The organism is Achromobacter sp. JCM 18799 (genome assembly GCF_055395645.1).
This window is the reverse complement of sequence record NZ_AP043866.1, coordinates 380960-398132: the sequence shown is the minus strand read 5'-3', so window position 1 is coordinate 398132 and position 17173 is coordinate 380960. Positions and strand designations below refer to the sequence as shown.

General features: G+C 63.1%; 15 protein-coding genes and 1 pseudogene. 15 read left to right on the top strand and 1 reads right to left on the bottom strand.

Annotated elements, in window-relative coordinates:
• The first annotated feature begins 1 nt into the window (after position 1).
• A pseudogene (locus ACZ5YA_RS02155) lies at positions 2 to 693 on the top strand (TetR/AcrR family transcriptional regulator).
• Between the two features lie 31 nt (positions 694 to 724).
• On the opposite strand, the gene ACZ5YA_RS02150 reads toward ACZ5YA_RS02155, so the two are convergent.
• Positions 725 to 1633: a LysR substrate-binding domain-containing protein gene (locus ACZ5YA_RS02150; protein WP_464091943.1), complete on the bottom strand. Its 909-nt coding sequence runs from the start codon at positions 1631 to 1633 to the stop codon at positions 725 to 727.
• Between the two features lie 139 nt (positions 1634 to 1772).
• Between ACZ5YA_RS02150 and ACZ5YA_RS02145 the strand changes: the two genes are divergently transcribed.
• From ACZ5YA_RS02145 to ACZ5YA_RS02080, 14 genes are all read left to right on the top strand, one after another.
• Positions 1773 to 2168 carry a RidA family protein gene (locus ACZ5YA_RS02145; protein ID WP_118932999.1) on the top strand — a complete coding sequence of 132 codons (396 nt, stop codon included), beginning with the start codon at positions 1773 to 1775 and terminating at the stop codon, positions 2166 to 2168.
• A gap of 1 nt (position 2169) precedes the next feature.
• Positions 2170 to 3336: an oxidoreductase gene (locus ACZ5YA_RS02140; protein WP_464091942.1), complete on the top strand. Its 1167-nt coding sequence runs from the start codon at positions 2170 to 2172 to the stop codon at positions 3334 to 3336.
• Between the two features lie 309 nt (positions 3337 to 3645).
• Positions 3646 to 4503, top strand: a complete 858-nt coding sequence (locus ACZ5YA_RS02135) for a hypothetical protein (RefSeq protein ID WP_464091941.1) — start codon at positions 3646 to 3648, stop codon at positions 4501 to 4503.
• Positions 4504 to 4839, top strand: coding sequence for a hypothetical protein (locus tag ACZ5YA_RS02130; RefSeq protein ID WP_251880648.1), 336 nt, complete (start codon positions 4504 to 4506; stop codon positions 4837 to 4839).
• A 155-nt stretch (positions 4840 to 4994) separates the two neighbouring features.
• Positions 4995 to 5507 carry a sigma-70 family RNA polymerase sigma factor gene (locus tag ACZ5YA_RS02125; RefSeq protein WP_118932997.1) on the top strand — a complete coding sequence of 171 codons (513 nt, stop codon included), beginning with the start codon at positions 4995 to 4997 and terminating at the stop codon, positions 5505 to 5507.
• On the top strand, positions 5504 to 6463 hold the full coding sequence (locus ACZ5YA_RS02120; protein ID WP_464091940.1) for a FecR domain-containing protein: 960 nt from the start codon (positions 5504 to 5506) through the stop codon (positions 6461 to 6463). Before ACZ5YA_RS02125 ends, ACZ5YA_RS02120 begins: the two co-directional genes overlap by 4 nt.
• Before the next feature lie 140 nt (positions 6464 to 6603).
• Positions 6604 to 9081 (top strand): TonB-dependent siderophore receptor, encoded by a 2478-nt coding sequence (locus tag ACZ5YA_RS02115; protein WP_464091939.1) that lies wholly within the window; start codon positions 6604 to 6606, stop codon positions 9079 to 9081.
• A 56-nt stretch (positions 9082 to 9137) separates the two neighbouring features.
• On the top strand, positions 9138 to 10028 hold the full coding sequence (locus ACZ5YA_RS02110; protein ID WP_059374189.1) for a LysR family transcriptional regulator: 891 nt from the start codon (positions 9138 to 9140) through the stop codon (positions 10026 to 10028).
• Between the two features lie 236 nt (positions 10029 to 10264).
• Entirely contained in the window at positions 10265 to 11248 is a 984-nt protein-coding gene (locus ACZ5YA_RS02105; protein ID WP_118932994.1) for a DUF1852 domain-containing protein, read from the top strand.
• A 26-nt stretch (positions 11249 to 11274) separates the two neighbouring features.
• Positions 11275 to 12303, top strand: a complete 1029-nt coding sequence (locus ACZ5YA_RS02100; protein ID WP_118933039.1) for a methionine synthase — start codon at positions 11275 to 11277, stop codon at positions 12301 to 12303.
• A 75-nt stretch (positions 12304 to 12378) separates the two neighbouring features.
• A complete protein-coding gene (locus ACZ5YA_RS02095) occupies positions 12379 to 12888 on the top strand; it encodes a flavin reductase family protein (RefSeq protein ID WP_464091938.1) in 510 nt (169 codons plus the stop codon).
• A gap of 194 nt (positions 12889 to 13082) precedes the next feature.
• Entirely contained in the window at positions 13083 to 13589 is a 507-nt protein-coding gene (locus tag ACZ5YA_RS02090) for a sigma-70 family RNA polymerase sigma factor (protein WP_059374186.1), read from the top strand.
• A 34-nt stretch (positions 13590 to 13623) separates the two neighbouring features.
• Positions 13624 to 14649, top strand: a complete 1026-nt coding sequence (locus ACZ5YA_RS02085; RefSeq protein ID WP_464091937.1) for a FecR domain-containing protein — start codon at positions 13624 to 13626, stop codon at positions 14647 to 14649.
• Positions 14650 to 14763: 114 nt separating this feature from the next.
• Entirely contained in the window at positions 14764 to 17166 is a 2403-nt protein-coding gene (locus ACZ5YA_RS02080; protein ID WP_251880653.1) for a TonB-dependent siderophore receptor, read from the top strand.
• Positions 17167 to 17173 lie beyond the last annotated feature (7 nt).

The window sequence follows — 17173 nt, the reverse complement described above, 5'->3', positions numbered from 1 at the left end:
TATGTACGATCGTATTTATAGTATCGTGAAAGAATGAAACCCGTGCAAGCAGAAAAACAAGGTCCGATGAACCCGTTGCCCCCCTCTCCCCCAACCGATGGCCGCCGCCTGCGCGGCGAGCGCGCGCGCACCCGCGTGCTGGACGAAGCCGTAAAGCTCCTCTCCGTCGAAGGACTGGGCGGCCTCACCTTCGGCCAGGTGGCCGACATGGCCGAAGTGGGGAAAAGCAATCTTCAGGTTCTGTTCGGCGACAAGGAAAACCTGCAACTGGCAGCCTTGGCCCATGCGATAGGCCTGTACCAGACCCAGGTCGTCGAACCGGCCATGCGCAAGCGCACGCCGCTGACGCGGCTGCGCGCCCTGATGACCGGCTGGTTCGACTTCGTGGAGACCCGCCAGCTGCCGGGCGGCTGCGTCATCACTGCGGTAAGCAGCGAGTATCGTGCGCGTCCCGGCCCCCTGCGCGACGCCATCCAGCAATATCGCGAGGCAGGACGCGCGCGTCTTCACGAATTGCTCCGCGAAGCCCGGGCGCAAGGGCAAATCGCGGCCGACGCCGACGAGGCGAAACTGGTCATGGAGCTATTGGCCTACCAGGCATACGCCAATGTCGCCGCGTCGATGGACGACCATGCGGAGTTCGGCCGCGCCAAGGCAGCCGCCATGGAAGTGCTTGCAAAAGCGGCTCGCTGACAACCGCGAACCAGGCTCCCGATCGGCCCGCCTACGCTTTCTTGCGACCCGGCTCGTGCGCCGCCGCCTGCATGCGCAACCATTGCGCCACGGCCTGGACCGGCGCCGAGGGCGGCCGGTCGGCGGGCATGGCCAGATGGTAGGTATGCCCGGCGATCACCGGGCCGAAGGGCTGCACCAGATGGCCCGCTTCCAGCTCTTCCGCTATCAACGCCAGGCTGACCAGCGCCACGCCATGGCCGGCGACGGCCGCCTGTATGGCATGGCCCTCATCGGAAAAACGCAGCTGGCTCGCCTGCCGTGGCAGGGAACGGCGCGCAACCTCGAACCAGCGCTCCCAGGTCGGATTGTCCGGATGGGACCGCTTCCAGTTGAAACGGATCAACGGCACGCCGACCAGATCGTCCGGTGAGGCCACGCCCAGCCGCGGATTCGCCACGGGCGCGAACCGGTCCGTGAACAGCGGCTGCGCGACGAGGCCCGGATACGGCCCGCGGCCATAGCGGATCGCGATGTCGACCGCGGCCGATCGCAGATCGACCACGTCGTCGCTGGCCTGCAACTGCAGGTCGATGCCGGGATGCTTGCCGCGGAAATCCGCCATGCGCGGCACCAGCCACTTCACCGTGAAGGCGTTGGTCGCGGAGATGCTCACCTGCATCCGCGTGCGCTGCTGCGTCAGGCGCGCCAGCGCCGCCTCGAAGGCATCGAAGCCATCCCGCAGCACGGGATAGAGCTGCGCGCCCGCCTCGGTCAGCGACACCCTGCGCACGTGACGATCGAACAGCACCAGCCCGGTCTGCGCTTCCAGCGCGCGGATCTGATGGCTGACGGCGGTCGGCGTCACGGCCAGTTCCTCGGCCGCGGCCTTGAAACTGCCCAGGCGCGCGGCGGCCTCGAATACGCGCAGTCCGGAGAGCGGAAGAGATCGGCGTTGCATGGTTATGGATGAGATTTTCTCATCTTATAGCTGATAAATGAACCTTTGTCAGCATCCCCGCATATTCCTACATTTACGATATGGATCAGCGATTTTCGCGCTGATTCACCTCCAAACCATAAATGAAGGAAATCGCATCATGCTACAGCGCGTCGTCACCCAGCCCGACAACTACGAACCCTTCCTGCTGTCGCAGGGCATCCAGTTCGGCAACCTGCTTTTCATCTCCGGCCAGGCGGGCGCCGGCGATGACGGCAAGATCGTCGAGGGCGGCTTTCTGGCTCAAGGCGAACAAGCCTTCCTGAACTTGCGCCGCGCGCTCGAAGCCGGCGGCTCCAGCCTGAAGGACGTCATCAAGGTCACCATCTTCGTCACCGACATGGGGCACTTCCAGGACGTGGTCACGCTGCGCCGCCGCCACTTCTCGGCCCCCTACCCCGCCGACACGATCGCCGAGATCAAGGCGCTCTACGACCCGGCCGCCATGATCGAGATCGAGGCCATCGCCGCCGTGCGTCCGCAGGAGGGCCGTTGACATGGGCGCGCTCGACTATCGTACGAACGATGCTGCGCAGGTCGGACTGTTCACGCCGCTACAGCTGGAAAGGGGCTTGACCCTGGCCAATCGTCTCGCCGTCGCCCCCATGACTCGAGTCAGCGCCACGGAAGATGGCCGCGCCACGTCGCAAATGGCCGATTACTACCAAGCCTTCGCGGCCGGCGGCTTCGGCCTGGTGATCACCGAGGGCATCTACACCGACCGGGCGCATGCGCAGGGCTACCTGTTCCAGCCCGGCCTGACCGACGACGCGCAGCGCGACGCCTGGCGCACCGTGGTCGACCGCGTGCACGCGCACGGCGGCCGCATCATCGCGCAGCTTATGCATGCGGGCGCGCTGTCGCAGGGCAATCCTCATTGCGGCACGACCAAGGGTCCGTCGGCCGTACAGCCCAAGGGACAGCAAATGGCGTTCTATAGGGGCGACGGGCCGTACCGGATGCCTGAAGCCATGTCGGACAAGGACATCGCAGAGGCCATCGACGGCTTTGCCCAGGCTGCGCGCAGGGCGCAGGAGGCCGGCTTCGACGGCGTCGAAATCCACGGCGCCAACGGCTACCTGCTGGACCAGTTCCTCACCAGCTACACCAATCTGCGCGCGGACCGCTATGGCGGCAGCCTGGACAACCGGCTGCGCTTGACGGTGGAGGTCATCCAGGCCGTGCGCCGGGCTACCGGACCGCGCTATGTCGTGGGCGTGCGCAGCTCGCAGGGCAAGGTCAATGACTTCAGCCACAAGTGGGAAGGCGGCGAGGCCGATGCGGCGCAGATCTACCGCACGCTGGGCGCGCAGCCCATCGACTACCTGCACACGACCGAGTTCGAGGCTTGGCGTCCGGCTTTTGGAGATCAGGGTCCAAGCCTCGCGGCATTGGCGCGGCAGCACGTTGCGGTCCCGGTACTGGCCAACGGGTCGCTGCATGACCCGATGGCGGCCGGCGGGATGATGGCGCGGCAGGAGGCAGACTTCGTCTCGCTCGGACGCGGCGCGCTGACGCATTCCGATTGGCCTGCAAGATTGCGCGCGGGCGCGGCGCTGGAGAGTTTTGATCGGGCGCTGCTGGCGCCGATTGCGGACCTGGCCAATGCGGCGCGACATCGTGGGGAAGCCTTGATACCTGTTCTTGGACCTTGTTCCAAATGAAGCGACCAGCGAACGGCGACGTTTGCTGGGCCATCGAGTCCGTCGATGGCCCAGCAGACGCAGTCTCTGCGCACCGACCCGAATCCTTGGGTGCGATAGGTCATCAATGTCTTTGCTCCCGCTACTATCTGCAAGCGCATCGTAGGGCAAGGTGGTTGGAATCCGAAATCCCCGCTATACTCTTCATTGGCTCTCCGACGCCTGTCCGCCTGCGTAAATCGCAGGCGAGCCGAAGCAGCACGACTCCTGCCGGATGTTTTGATGCCACACCACTGTGTGGATTAGCAATCCTGCATCTATGGAGTCAACATGTCGCTTATTTCCCCCTTTTCTTCCGAATTGGAAGCTCAGAAGGCAGACATCGCCAGCGCGTTGTCCGTCTTCCCGAAAGTATTGATCCCTCACCTTCGTTTCGCGCCTCCAACGCCAAAACCGGCTCATGATGTGCGTGATATCGAGGCACTGGCGTCTTGGGCCTATTACGGCCACCAGACTATGCCTCTAAGCCGTGAGAACTTCGCCGAGATCGCCAGCGTCAAGAACTTTTCGTACAGGCTAAGCGAATCGATCCGGGCTCTCTCGGGCATCCGCCGCTCTGCGACCGAGCAGGCTGAGTTGGAACAACACGAGGCAATGCTGCAAACGATCCAGAATGGTATCGGCAACCAGAAGCGCATCGAGTTGTTGGCACGATTCAACGGCTACGCAAACTTCAATGAGTACTTGGCGATCCTTGAACGCACGAATGCCTTTGCCAAGGAGCGCGGCGCTTTCAGTTTTGTCACGATGGCAAAGTCGCGTTCGTACTTCCTTCACCGCTTCCCTAGCGAGGAACGCGCTGTGCTTTTTGGCGCGAGGCAGGCTGAGTATGAAAAAGTCCTTGCAGACATGGCGCCTTACTGGCAGGACGCCGCCCTACTGACCTTGCGGGGTGGTTTTCCGGATGTGGTCATCGAACCTATGGACGGGCTGCTCGTCATACATCAGAAACTCGATTCGACGACCGTACTGAGCAATGCGATCGGCTCGTCTTATCAGGAAAAGGCAACGCGCCACTTCACCGACCGGGCAACCCTTCCCGGTGACGTAGCCGCTTTCGACCGCAAACTCAAACAGCGGTCTGCTGAGCTCTTCAGCGGCACGCCTGATACCTCAAGGGAGCCGTGAATGTTGATCCCCAAGCCCTCCCTGCGCGAGGTGCTCGCATCCCTGAGGAAACTGGCAGCCGTCACGGTTCCCGAAGGTGACAACGAAGGCGACTCGTACAATGCCTGCGCCTACTCGCTCTCCGATTCGGACTATGAGACATATAGCGAGGCACTCGAGCTGGCCTACGCCTACAGTCGCACTGCTGCCGGCGAACCTGACAGGCGCTCCATTAGGGCTCTCAGCCGCAGCGGCAGGCCAGCCAGCTTGAATTCCGACCAATACGATCCCATGCGCCTGGCGGGCCGCATCGAGATCGATGATCGTTGGTTGGATATCGGCGACCCACAGCGCTAAGACGTCCCGCAACAGCCGACGCGTATTACACCGTTGGGGCCTGGAATGTCCAGGCCCCTACTCTTTTGAAGCTCACCATACAAGCCAGGCATGCCCAGAACAATGATCCTATACAATTAGCAATCATTCCCATTAGCATTTGAACGGACCCCCCCTTGCCCCCCGCCGACTTTGCCTCCTCCGACGATTTCGTCAGCCTGTATCGAGAGCATCACGGCTGGCTCGTGCAAATGCTGCGCCGCCGGCTCAGCGGCAATACCGAAAACGCCGCGGATCTGGCGCACGACACCTTCGAACGCGTCATGCGCAGCGAGTCGCGCGCGGCGTTTGCCGAGCCGCGCGGCTTTCTCACCACCGTCGCCAAGCGTCTTCTGATCGACCAGTCGCGCCGCCGCGCCGTGGAACAGGCCTATCTGGAAACGCTGGCATCGCGCAACGAGGCCGTCGAGCCCAGCCCCGAAACGCACGCGCTGGTGATGGAAGCGCTGAACGCCGTATGCCGCATGCTGGAGCAGTTGCCGCCACGGGCGCGCCGGGTCTTCGTGCTGGCGCAGGTGGAAGGCCTGCCCTACCGCGACATCGCCCGGCAACTCGATATTTCGGTGGCGGCCGTGCAGCGCGACATCGTCAAGGCCTGGGAGCATTGCTACGCGGTGCTGTACGCATGAACGCCGCCCAGGCCGAACGGCTGCATCCCGACATCATCAAGCAGGCGGCGCGATGGATGATGCGGACCGGGGATGCCCCCGACGCGGCCACGCAGGCCGCCTGTGCGGCGTGGCGCCAGGCAGACGTGCGCCACGAGCTCGCGTGGCAACGCCTCCAGGGCATCGGGCGCGAGATCAATGCCACCACAGTATCCGAGGGCGCCGCCAGCCAGACCATCCTGCGCTACTGCGAACAGCGTTCGCGCCGCAGCGTCATGAAATGGGCGGCCGGCGGCTTCTGCCTGGGCACGTTGGCATGGGCGGGCGCGCGCGAGGGCTGGTGGGAAGGCAGCACCGTCTATCGCACCGCCACCGGCGAGCAGCGGACCATGACCCTGCCCGACGGCACCCTCCTGACCCTGAACACCGATACCGCGGTGGCGCTGCGCTACGACGCGCAGCAACGCCGCGTCACACTGCGCAGCGGAGAAATCCTGATCGCGACGGCCGCGGATGGCGCTGGACGCCCCTTCAGCGTACAGACCCGGCACGGCCTGCTCACGCCGCTCGGCACGCGCTTTGCCGTGCGCCAACTGGACGACAGCGATGGCTCGACGCGTCTTGCCGTCTTTGAAGGGGCTGTGCGCGTGGCCCCCGCCGGGCGGACCGTGCATGCCGGCGAACAGGCGGAATTCAACGACCGCACGCTGTCTCCCGCAACCCGGGTCGACGGCACCGAGCCTGCCTGGGCCGCAGGCATGCTGGTCGCGAACCGCATGCGGCTGGATCAGTTCCTCGCGGAACTGGGACGCTATCGCGTCGGCATCCTGCGCTGCGCCCCCAGGGTGGCGGACCTCGAAGTCACGGGGGCCTTCCGCATCGACGACACCGACCGGGCGCTGGAAGTGCTGGCCGGCGTACTCGACCTGAGGCTGCGATACCGCACGCGCTATTGGGTCAGCGTCGATCGCGCCTGACGCGCGGAGCCGCAGCCCGGGCGCTCTCCCGGGAAATTTGTAACGCCAGCGAAGATTTTCGGATGTGGTTCGTTAGACATAGAGACAGACCCGAGGCGCCCGCGGTCTGGCCCTACCCATCGACGAACCAGGAAGCCCTCATGGCAGCACGCCATACACCCTCTACTCTTGCCGCGCCCCAGACGCCCGGGGCAGGTCCGGCGCGCTTGCGCCTTGCCGTCCATCTGGCTCTGGCCGCAATGGCTCCATTCGCCGCGCCCGCCGCGTCCTGGGCTCAGCCCGCGACCGCGCAAGGGGTCGCTTTCGCCATCGCCCCTACGACGCTGGATGAAGCGCTGGGCCAGTTCGGAGTCGCCGCCAACATCACCGTGGCCGCGTCGCCGACGCTGACCCGCGGGGTGATGACGCAAGGGCTTACGGGCCGCTACACCGCGGAACAGGGCCTCACGCGCCTGCTTGCAGGCACGGGCCTGCAAGCCGTGGCCAACGCCAACGGAGAGGGTTATCACCTGCGCCGCATTCAGCAAGGAGACGCGACCACTCTCGCGCCAGTCACGGTGACGGGCATGGCCGACCCGGCCGTCACGGAAGGCACGGGCAGCTATACCAGCGGGATCGTGACCATAGGCAAGGGCGAGCAGACCCTGAAAGAGATCCCGCAGTCGGTCACAGTGGTGACGCGCCAGCGCATGGACGACCAGAACGCCAACACGCTGGACGACGTGCTGGCCAACAGCACCGGCATGACGCTCTACAAGAGCCCGATGGGCGGAAACTATGTGTTCTCGCGCGGCTTCCGGGTCGACAGCTATCAGTTCGACGGCGTCAACCGCGCGTTCTATTACCCCCAGGCCAACAGCTTCACCAGCAGCACCGTGATCCTGGACCGCGTGGAAATCATCCGAGGCGCCACCGGCCTGCTGCAGGGCGCCGGTTCGCCCAGCGCCGCGGTCAACCTGGTGCGCAAGCGCCCACTGGCCGAAAACCAGGTGCAGCTGTTGGCCAGCGGCGGCTCCTGGAACAACTATCGCGCCGACATCGATGCGACCGGCCCCTTGAACGCGTCAGGCTCCCTGCGCGGCCGCGCCGTGGCCAGCTACAACGACCGGGAATACTTCTACGACAACGCCGACAGCCGCACCGGCGTGCTGTACGGCGTACTGAGCTACGACCTGGGACCCGCCACCACCTTGACCGGCGGCATCAGCTACGAAGAACTGCGATCCACGCCGTTCTTCCACGGCCTGCCCCACTACACCAACGGCGACGACATCGGGCTGAAGCGTTCGACCTCGCTCTCGCAAGACTGGAACCGCTGGAACGGCAAGCAGACCACGGTGTTCGCCGAACTCGCGCACCGCTTCAACCAGGACTGGTCGCTGAAACTTACCGGGACTTCCACCCAGGAGTCCAACGATTCCAAATACGCCTTCACCGAAGGCGCGGTCAATCCGGCCACCGGGCTCGGGCCGACGATGTACGCCGGCATCTTCGATTTCTCCACGCACAACAAGGCGCTCAACCTGGACGTGGACGGCGCGTTTGAGGCGCTGGGCCGCAAGCACTCGATCAGCGTGGGCGCCAGCATCAACGAACTGACCAGCAAGAACGATTTCGCGACTGCGCGCCTGAACCGCGCCGTGAACGTCTGGGATCCGGATCACCACGTGCCCGAACCCACCGATGACTGGCTGCGCGAGAACGCCTACCGCGGCGCCGCGACCGTCATCACGATGAAGCAGACCGGCGTCTACGGCGTCGGCCGCTTCAAGTTGGCCGATCCGTTGACGCTGGTGGCGGGCGCCCGCGTCAGCTGGTACGAAAACACCGGCAAGTACCGGGACGATGGCAAGCAGTACACCGACCCCTACAAGGAAAATGGCGTCGTCACGCCCTACGGCGGCCTGATCTACGCCTTCAATCCCCAGTGGTCCGGCTACGTCAGCTTTGCGGAGATCTTCGAACCGCAGAACGCCGTGGACGCATCGGGCCAGATACTGGACCCCATCCTGGGCAAGAACTATGAAGCGGGCATCAAGGGCGAGCTGCTCGACGGCCGGGTCAACGCCTCGGTCGCCCTCTTCCGAGTCGACCAGAAGAACCGCGCCCAGCAAGACCTGGTCAGCGCATGCTCCGTGGGCGACATCTGCTATCTGTCCAGCGGCAAGGTGCGCAGCCAGGGCGTGGACGCCGAAATCAGTGGCGAGGTGGCCCCCGGCTGGCAGCTGTTTGCCGGCTACACCTTCAACACCCTGAAGTTCCTGGACGACACCGAGGTATCCAGCACCAACTTCGGACGCACGGTAACGCCCAAGCATATCCTGCGCCTGTGGTCCGACTACCGCCTGCCCGGCGAATGGTCGGCGTGGACCTTGGGCGGCGGCGTGAACTACCAGACCGGCAGCTACACGGAAACCCGCTCGGTGCGGGTCTCGCAGGCGCCTTACGCCGTCTGGAATGCGCGCATCGGCTACAAGATCAACAAGAACTGGTCGGCGGCATTGAACGTCAACAACCTGTTCAACAAGACCTACTACCAGACGATAGGCGCGCCGGGATGGGGCAGCTTCTATGGTGAACCGCGCAACGCGACGCTGACGGTACGCGGGACCTTCTGATAGGGGAAAACGATTAAGTAGAATGGTTTTATCTCAATAAACCATGAATTTTCATCATGCTTGATCGTATCCATCTATCCATCGTGCAGGAGGTCGAAAAGCAGGGTTCGCTGACTGCCGCCGCAGGCGTCCTGCACGTGACGCAGTCGGCCCTGAGCCACAGCATGAAGAAGCTGGAGCAGCAACTGGGGACCGACATCTGGCTGCGTGAAGGCCGCAGCCTGCGACTCACCCAAGCCGGTCAATACCTGTTGGCGGTGGCCAACCGGGTGTTGCCGCAACTGGCTCTGGCCGAAGAGCGTCTGCGCCAGTTCGCCCAGGGAGAGCGCGGGTCGCTGCGCATCGGCATGGAATGCCATCCCTGCTACCAGTGGCTGCTGAAGATCGTCTCCCCGTATCTGGCGGCCTGGCCGGATGTGGACGTGGATGTGAAGCAGAAATTCCAGTTCGGGGGCATCGGGGCGCTGTTCGGCTACGAAATCGACCTGCTGGTCACACCCGATCCGCTGAACAAGCCCGGACTCGTGTTCGAGCCTGTATTCGACTACGAACAGGTGCTGGTCGTCGCTGGCAACCATCCTCTCGCCCGGGAGGAGTACGTCACCCCCAAACAACTCTCCAACGAAGTGCTGGTGGCCTATCCGGTGCCGGTCGACAGGCTCGACATCTACAACATGTTCCTGACGCCGGCCGGCATCACGCCCAGGCGGCACAAGGCCATCGAGACCACGGACATCATGCTGCAGATGGTCGCCAGCGGCCGCGGGGTGGCGGCGTTGCCACGCTGGCTGGTGCTGGAGTACGCGGACACCATGAATGTGGTGCCAGTCCGGCTGGGCAAGAAAGGCATTGCCAAGCACATTTATCTAGGCGCTCGCGAGGCGGATGTGGGAATCGACTACCTGCGTGCATTCATTGAACAAGCCAAAAGGCCCGCCGCGGCTTGATTCTTCACGGTAGCGTCTGCTCGCCAGGCGGTCGGATCCGAGACCGATCGACCGCAAATCCATCCATGAATGAAGCTAATGGCTTCATGAGATCAATTCACTTTTATTCATGGATAGCCCGACATAAACTACGCCTCCTATATCGTCAATGTCAAGACTGCTGAATAAAAAAAGCAGCGCTGAAAAAGCAGGAAATAGACGCGGGTTTTATCCAGGATTCAGGGCAGCAGAGCACCATGAGTAACGAGTTTGCATTTGCCATCAAGAGCATTTGTTTCGATGAGGACTATCGTCCTTCAGACAATACGCGGATCACGACCAACTTCGCCAATCTGGCCAGGGGCACGAGTCGCCAGGAGAACCTGCGCAACACCCTCCGGATGATTGACAATCGCTTCAATGCCTTGGCGCATTGGGACAATCCCAAGGGCGACCGCTATGCCGTCAACCTTGAGATCATTTCCGTCGAGATGAGCATAGACGGCGCAAGCAGCGGCAATGCCCTCCCCTTGATCGAAATACTGAAGACCAGCATCGTCGACAGCAAGACCAACGAGCGCATTGAAGGCATCGTAGGGAACAACTTCTCCTCGTATGTGCGGGATTACGACTTCAGCGTGCTGCTGCTGGAACACACCAAGAATCAAGCCACGTTCAGCACTCCGGACAATTTTGGAGACCTCCACGGCAAGCTGTTCAAGTGCTTTGTAAATTCAAGCACTTACAAAGAGCACTTCAGCAAGCCGCCCGTCATATGCCTGAGCGTATCCAGCAGCAAGACCTATCATCGGACTGAAAATCAGCACCCCGTACTGGGCGTGGAATACCAGCAGGATGAATACTCGCTGACGGATGAATATTTCAAGAAGATGGGGATGAAGGTTCGTTACTTCATGCCGCCGAACAGCGCCGCGCCCTTGGCTTTTTATTTTTCCGGCGATTTGCTGAGCGACTACACCAATCTTGAGCTCATCAGCACCATCAGCACGATGGACACTTTCCAGAAGATTTACCGGCCAGAGATCTACAACGCGAATTCCGCGGCCGGAAGATCCTATCAGCCCAGTTTGAAGCACCAGGATTATTCGTTGACCCGGATTGTCTATGACCGAGAGGAGCGTAGCCAGCTGGCTATAGAGCAGGGACGGTTTGTCGAAGAGCATTTCATCAAACCATACCAGGCGATTCTTGAGCAGTGGTCCGCAAACACCCCTCTTTGATCATCAAAAGCACCAAGGCATCTATTGTGAAAAAATTGCTACCTACTTCCACTGCCGGCAGCCTGCCTAAACCCTCCTGGCTCGCAGAACCTGAAAAACTCTGGTCTCCCTGGAAATTGCAGGACGAGGGCTTGGCCGAAGGCAAGCAGGATGCGCTGCGTTTGTCTCTGCAGGAACAGCAGCACGCCGGCATCGATATCGTCAGCGATGGCGAACAAACGCGTCAGCATTTCGTGACGACGTTTATCGAGCACCTGGAAGGCGTTGATTTCGAGAACCGCAAGACGGTCAGGATCCGCGACCGCTACGATGCCAGCGTGCCGACGGTCGTGGGCGCCGTGGCGCGCCGCAAGCCCGTGTTCGTCGAAGACGCCAAGTTCTTGCGCCAGCAGACCAAGCAACCGATCAAATGGGCCTTGCCGGGTCCCATGACGATGATCGATACGCTTTACGATGGCCACTATCAAAGCCGCGAAAAGCTGGCGTGGGAATTCGCCAAGATTCTCAATCAGGAAGCCCGGGAACTGGAGGCTGCTGGCGTCGACATCATCCAGTTTGACGAGCCCGCCTTCAACGTGTTCTTTGACGAAGTGAATGATTGGGGCGTGGCCACGCTGGAAAAAGCCATTGAAGGGCTCAAGTGCGAAACCGCCGTCCACATCTGCTATGGCTATGGCATCAAGGCCAATACGGATTGGAAGAAGACGCTGGGATCGGAGTGGCGGCAATACGAAGAGGCTTTTCCCAAGCTGCAAAAATCCAGTATCGACATCGTCTCGCTGGAATGCCAGAACTCTCGCGTTCCCATGGATCTGATCGAGCTGATTCGGGGCAAGAAGGTGATGGTCGGCGCCATCGATGTGGCGACCAATACCATTGAAACTCCCGAGGAAGTCGCCGACACCCTGCGCAAGGCGCTGCAATTTGTCGATGCCGACAAGCTCTATCCTTGCACCAACTGCGGCATGGCTCCTCTGTCCCGCGCAGTCGCACGAGGCAAGCTGAGCGCCTTGAGCGCCGGCGCTGAAATCGTCCGCAGGGAACTCTCGAACTGATTCCCAGGCGGAAATGGTCGTCGCGAGCGGCTCGCGGCGACCAAATCGAGCTGCACCCAGTATTCAACCCCCACTATGTCACTTTCCAGTACTGCGATCGAGCCCAGGCGCTTTCGCGAAGCTCTCGGGCACTACGCGTCCGGCATCACGGTAATAACGTCGCACATCGAAGGCGAGCCGATAGGCTTCACCTGCCAGTCGTTCCATAGCGTTTCGATGAATCCGCCGCTGGTGTCGTTCAATGTGATGACCAGTTCGGCCAGCTACCCCAAGATTCGCCGGGCAGGCCGGTTCGTAGTCAATATCCTGTCAGACGAGCAAATCAGGATTTCCAACCAATTCGCCCAGCGCGGCACGGACAAGTGGCACGAAGTCGCGTGGCAGGAATCGCCGCTCGGCAATCCCATCATCGCCGGCAGCCTACACTGGCTTGATTGCGAGATCTATGCCGAACACGCCGCAGGCGATCACCTGATCGTGATTGGCGAAGTGAAAGCGTTGGATCTGCAAGAAGCTGCTTCCACGCAGCCGTTGCTGTATTTCAAAGGACAGTATCGGAACATCGCCGCGCACGGCGCGGTTTGAAGGTTTGCCTCCGCTGCCCTCTTCTACGCTTCAATCAATCGGGAGCCTTGCCAGGCCGGATCGAGAAGAACCGCCACCGGCTCCTTGCCCTCCGGCCTCTTGTCGGCGCGTCGCGACTCATCTTAGAATGCGGATGATTCTCATTATTTCCGGGTACCGGTTTCCTCCTGGCCCGCGACGAGCCGGAGGGCCGCATGTCCGCGACCGAGTTTGCAGTGCCGCCCCAGGGCATCGATGTGCTGTACGCGAATCACCATGGCTGGCTGAAAGGCTGGCTGCGGCGGCGGCTGGGCAATTCCTCTGACGCGGCCGATCTCGCACACGATACGTTCATGCGCCTGCTGGTCCGGGGCGAGACCGTCGCGGTGCGCGAACCGCGCGCGCTGCTGACCACGGTGGCGCAGGGCGTGGTGTCCAATTTCATGCGGCGCCGCAGGATCGAAGAGGCCTATCTGGCCAGCCTGGCCAACCTGCCGGAGCGGGAAGCGCCTGGCCCCGAGACGCGCGCCATCCTGCTCGAGACGCTGATCGAACTGGACCGCCGCCTGGATACGCTGGCCGCGCCGGTGCGCCAGGCATTCCTGCTCTCGCAGCTTGAAGGCATGAAGCAGGCGGACATCGCCGCAACGCTGAACGTCTCGCTCGCTACCGTGCAGCGCCATATCGCAAAAGCGGCGCACCTTTGTTTTTTCGGCGCCTGATCGCCGCCCTCTTGCGGCCGCGCCCCACACCGCCATGCCCATCGCCTCCACGGACCCGAGCCCGACCGCATTTCCCCTGCTGGACGGCCCGCCGCTGCCCGCGAGTGTCAGCCTGCGCGCCGTGGAATGGCTGGTCGCACTGCAAGCCGCCGATGCCAGCAACGCCACGCGCGAAGCCTGCCAACGCTGGCGCCAGGCGCATCCCGACCATGAGCGCGCCTGGCGGCACATCGAGACGTTCGGCCAGCAACTGCGGGAATTGAACACGCCGCTGGTGCTCGGCACGCTGGCGCATGATGAACGAGGCGGCCGGGCGCGCCGCCGCGCCGTCAAGACTCTGGCCCTGGCCCTGTTCGCCGGCGGCGGCGCCTGGCTGGCGCGCGACAGCCTGTGGCGCGGCTGGCAAGACTGGCAGTCCGACTATCACACGCGTACCGGCGAACGCCAGGGCATCACGCTGGCCGACGCCAGCCGCATCGACCTGGACACCGGAAGCGCCATCGACGTGCGCTTCGATGGCGCGCAGCGCCTGGTCCGGCTGCTGCGCGGCCAGATACTCGTCGCCACCGCTCCCGATCCGGTCTCGCCTGCTGGACGCCCCTTCATCGTGGAGACGGCCCAGGGCCGCGTGCGGGCCCTGGGCACCCGCTACAGCGTGCGCCAGTTCCCAGGCCGCAGCCACGTCGCGGTGTTCGAGGGCACAGTGGAAATCCGTCCCGCGCTAGATGTGGACGCGCCGCGGCTTATCCATGCTGGCGAACAGGCCTCGTTCACCCAAGACTCGATGGGGCCCAGCCGCCCCTCCAGCCCGCGTGACGCCTCATGGTCCGTGGGCATGCTGGTCGCGCAGGACATGCCTCTGTCCGATTTCATTACTGAACTTGCGCAGTACATGCCCGGCCGGCTGTCCTGCGATACCGATGCCGGCCGCCTGAAGGTTTCCGGCGTCTATCCGCTGGACGACACCGACCGGGTGCTGGACATGCTGCGCCGGACTCATCCGATCGAAGTCGACCGGATGACGCGGTATTGGGTCACCGTGCGCCTGCGCACGATCTAGCGCCGCGATGCGCAAGACATCCGCCTGATTTTTTGGGCAAACGTGAGGGGTTTCCGATTCTCAAGTGGCAAACCTAATAGAAGCCACATTTTTCTACCGGAAACCGTATCTCTCATGGACTACCGCCTGTCTCGGCGCGCCGCGCGCCTCCTTACCCGCAGCACTCTGGCGCTGGCCGCAAGCCGCGCCTTCTGGTTCACGGCAACGGGCGTCGCCTTGAGCGCCGGCACGCACCCTGTCCTGGCCCAAGCCAGCGCCAGGACCTACGCGATCCCCGCCGGCCCGCTGGAAAGCGCGCTGACCCGCTATGCGCTCGAAAGCGGATTGATGCTGTCCTATTCGGCCAGCGATATCGCGGACAAGCGCAGTTCCGGCCTGCAAGGCAGCTTCCAGGCGTCCGAGGGCTTGGCCAGGCTGCTGGCGGGCACCGGACTGGCGGCCCGCCTGCAGCCGAATGGCGGCTACGTGCTGCGCCCGCTGCCCGGCGGGCAGACGGGCCAGGAGTCCGCGCAGACCTTGCCCGCGGTCACGGTCACGGGCATCCATGAGTCCGCCTCCGGCCCGGTGCAGGGATTCGTCGCCCACCGCAGCGCGACCGCCACCAAGACCGACACGCCGCTGCACGAAACGCCCCAGTCCGTATCGGTGGTTCCGCGCGACCAAGTGGTCGCGCAGGCTGCGGACTCGCTCGACCAGGCGCTGGGCTACACCGCCAGCGTCATGTCGCTGGAAGGCGGAGCGCTCAGGCACATAGGCACACGCTTCACGGTCCGCGGCTTCAATATCACGGGCGCGGCCCCGCTGTATCTGAACGGCACCAAGTTCCCCATCAATTCGCTCAGCGGCGCGATCGAGCCTTACAACTTCGAGCGCATCGAGCTGCTCAAGGGGCCGGCCTCGATCCTGTACGGCCAGGCCGCGCCGGGCGGCATCATCAACCTGGTCAGCAAGCGCCCCACGGCGGAACCCTTGCGCGAATTCGAATTGCAGACAGGCAGCTGGAACAAGAAGCAGATCGCCATGGACCTGGGCGGCCCGGTGACGGAGGACGGAAACGTGCGCTACCGCCTCACTGGACTGGCGCGCGACAGCGACACCATGATCGATTACATCAACAATGACCGCAGGTCGCTTGCCGGCGCGCTGGAGTGGCAGATCAGCGACGCCACCTTGATCACGCTCCTGGCCAGCTACAGCCGGACCGACAGCCCCTACGATTCAGGCAAACCGCTGGAAGGCACGCTGCTATCCAATCCCAACGGCCCCATATCGCGCTCCCGCTTCGTCGGCGAACCCGGCTTCGACCGCTATGTCGTGAAGGGCACGACCCTGGGCTACCTGCTCGAACACCGGTTGAACGACGACTGGCAGGTGAAACAGAACCTGCTGGCCTACGAACACAAGGCCGACAACCAGTATGCCGCCGTGAGCGCGCGCGTGAATCCGTCGACCCCCGCCCTGGGCAATCGCTATGCCATAACCCGTTACGACACAGACAAGGGACTCGCCGTGGACAACCAGCTGCTGGGCAAGCTGCGCCACGGCAGCGTCGAACACACGCTGCTGTTCGGAATCGACTGGAGCAAGAGCGAATTCACGCGTTCCCAGGAGTTCGGCAGCATCGCGCCGATCGATCTGTACAAGCCCGTCTATGGCGCCCGGCCGAATCTTGGCCCCGCCAACTATTCCGAAAACAGCATGCGCCAACTGGGCTTCTACGCGCAGGACCAGATCAAGTTCAAGGACCGCTGGATCGTGCTGCTGGGCGGCCGCTACGATTCGGTCCGCACCGACACAAGGCCGGGTACGGGTGAAGAGAGCTCCCATGCCTTCACGCCGCGCGCCGGCCTGATGTACCTGTTCGACAACGGCCTGGCCCCCTACTACAGCTACAGCAAGTCCTTCCAGCCCACCCCGGGCCTGGACTTCAACGCCAATCCCTTCAAACCGACCACGGGCGTGCAGCACGAGATCGGCCTGAAGTACGAACCCAAGGGCGTGGACGCGTCCATCACCGTGGCGCTCTACGAAATCACGCAACGCAATGTGCTGACCAGCGATCCCGCCCACGCGGGCTTCCTGGTGCAGACCGGCGAAGTGCGTTCGAAGGGCGCCGAGATCGAGGCCCGCGCCAGCCTGAATCGCCAACTGGACCTGGTGGCGGCGCTGGCAACGACGGATGCCCGCGTCACCAAGAGCAATCTGGGCAATGAAGGCTCGCGGCCCGCTTCGGTCCCGCGCAACATGGCCTCGCTCTGGATGGACTACCGCTTTGCTTCCGTGCCGGGCCTGAGCGCGGGCGTCGGCGTGCGCTACGTGGGACGCCAGGAGATCTACGACCTGGCGGTGCCGTCGTACACCACGTACGATGCCGCGCTGCGCTATCAATGGGACAAGTGGCAGTTCGCCCTGAACGTGAAGAACCTGGCCAACAAGACCTATGTGGCCGCCTGCCCCGGCACCTGCTTCTATGGCGATGAACGCAACATCACGCTGACGGCACGCATCAACTGGTAAGCAGCCG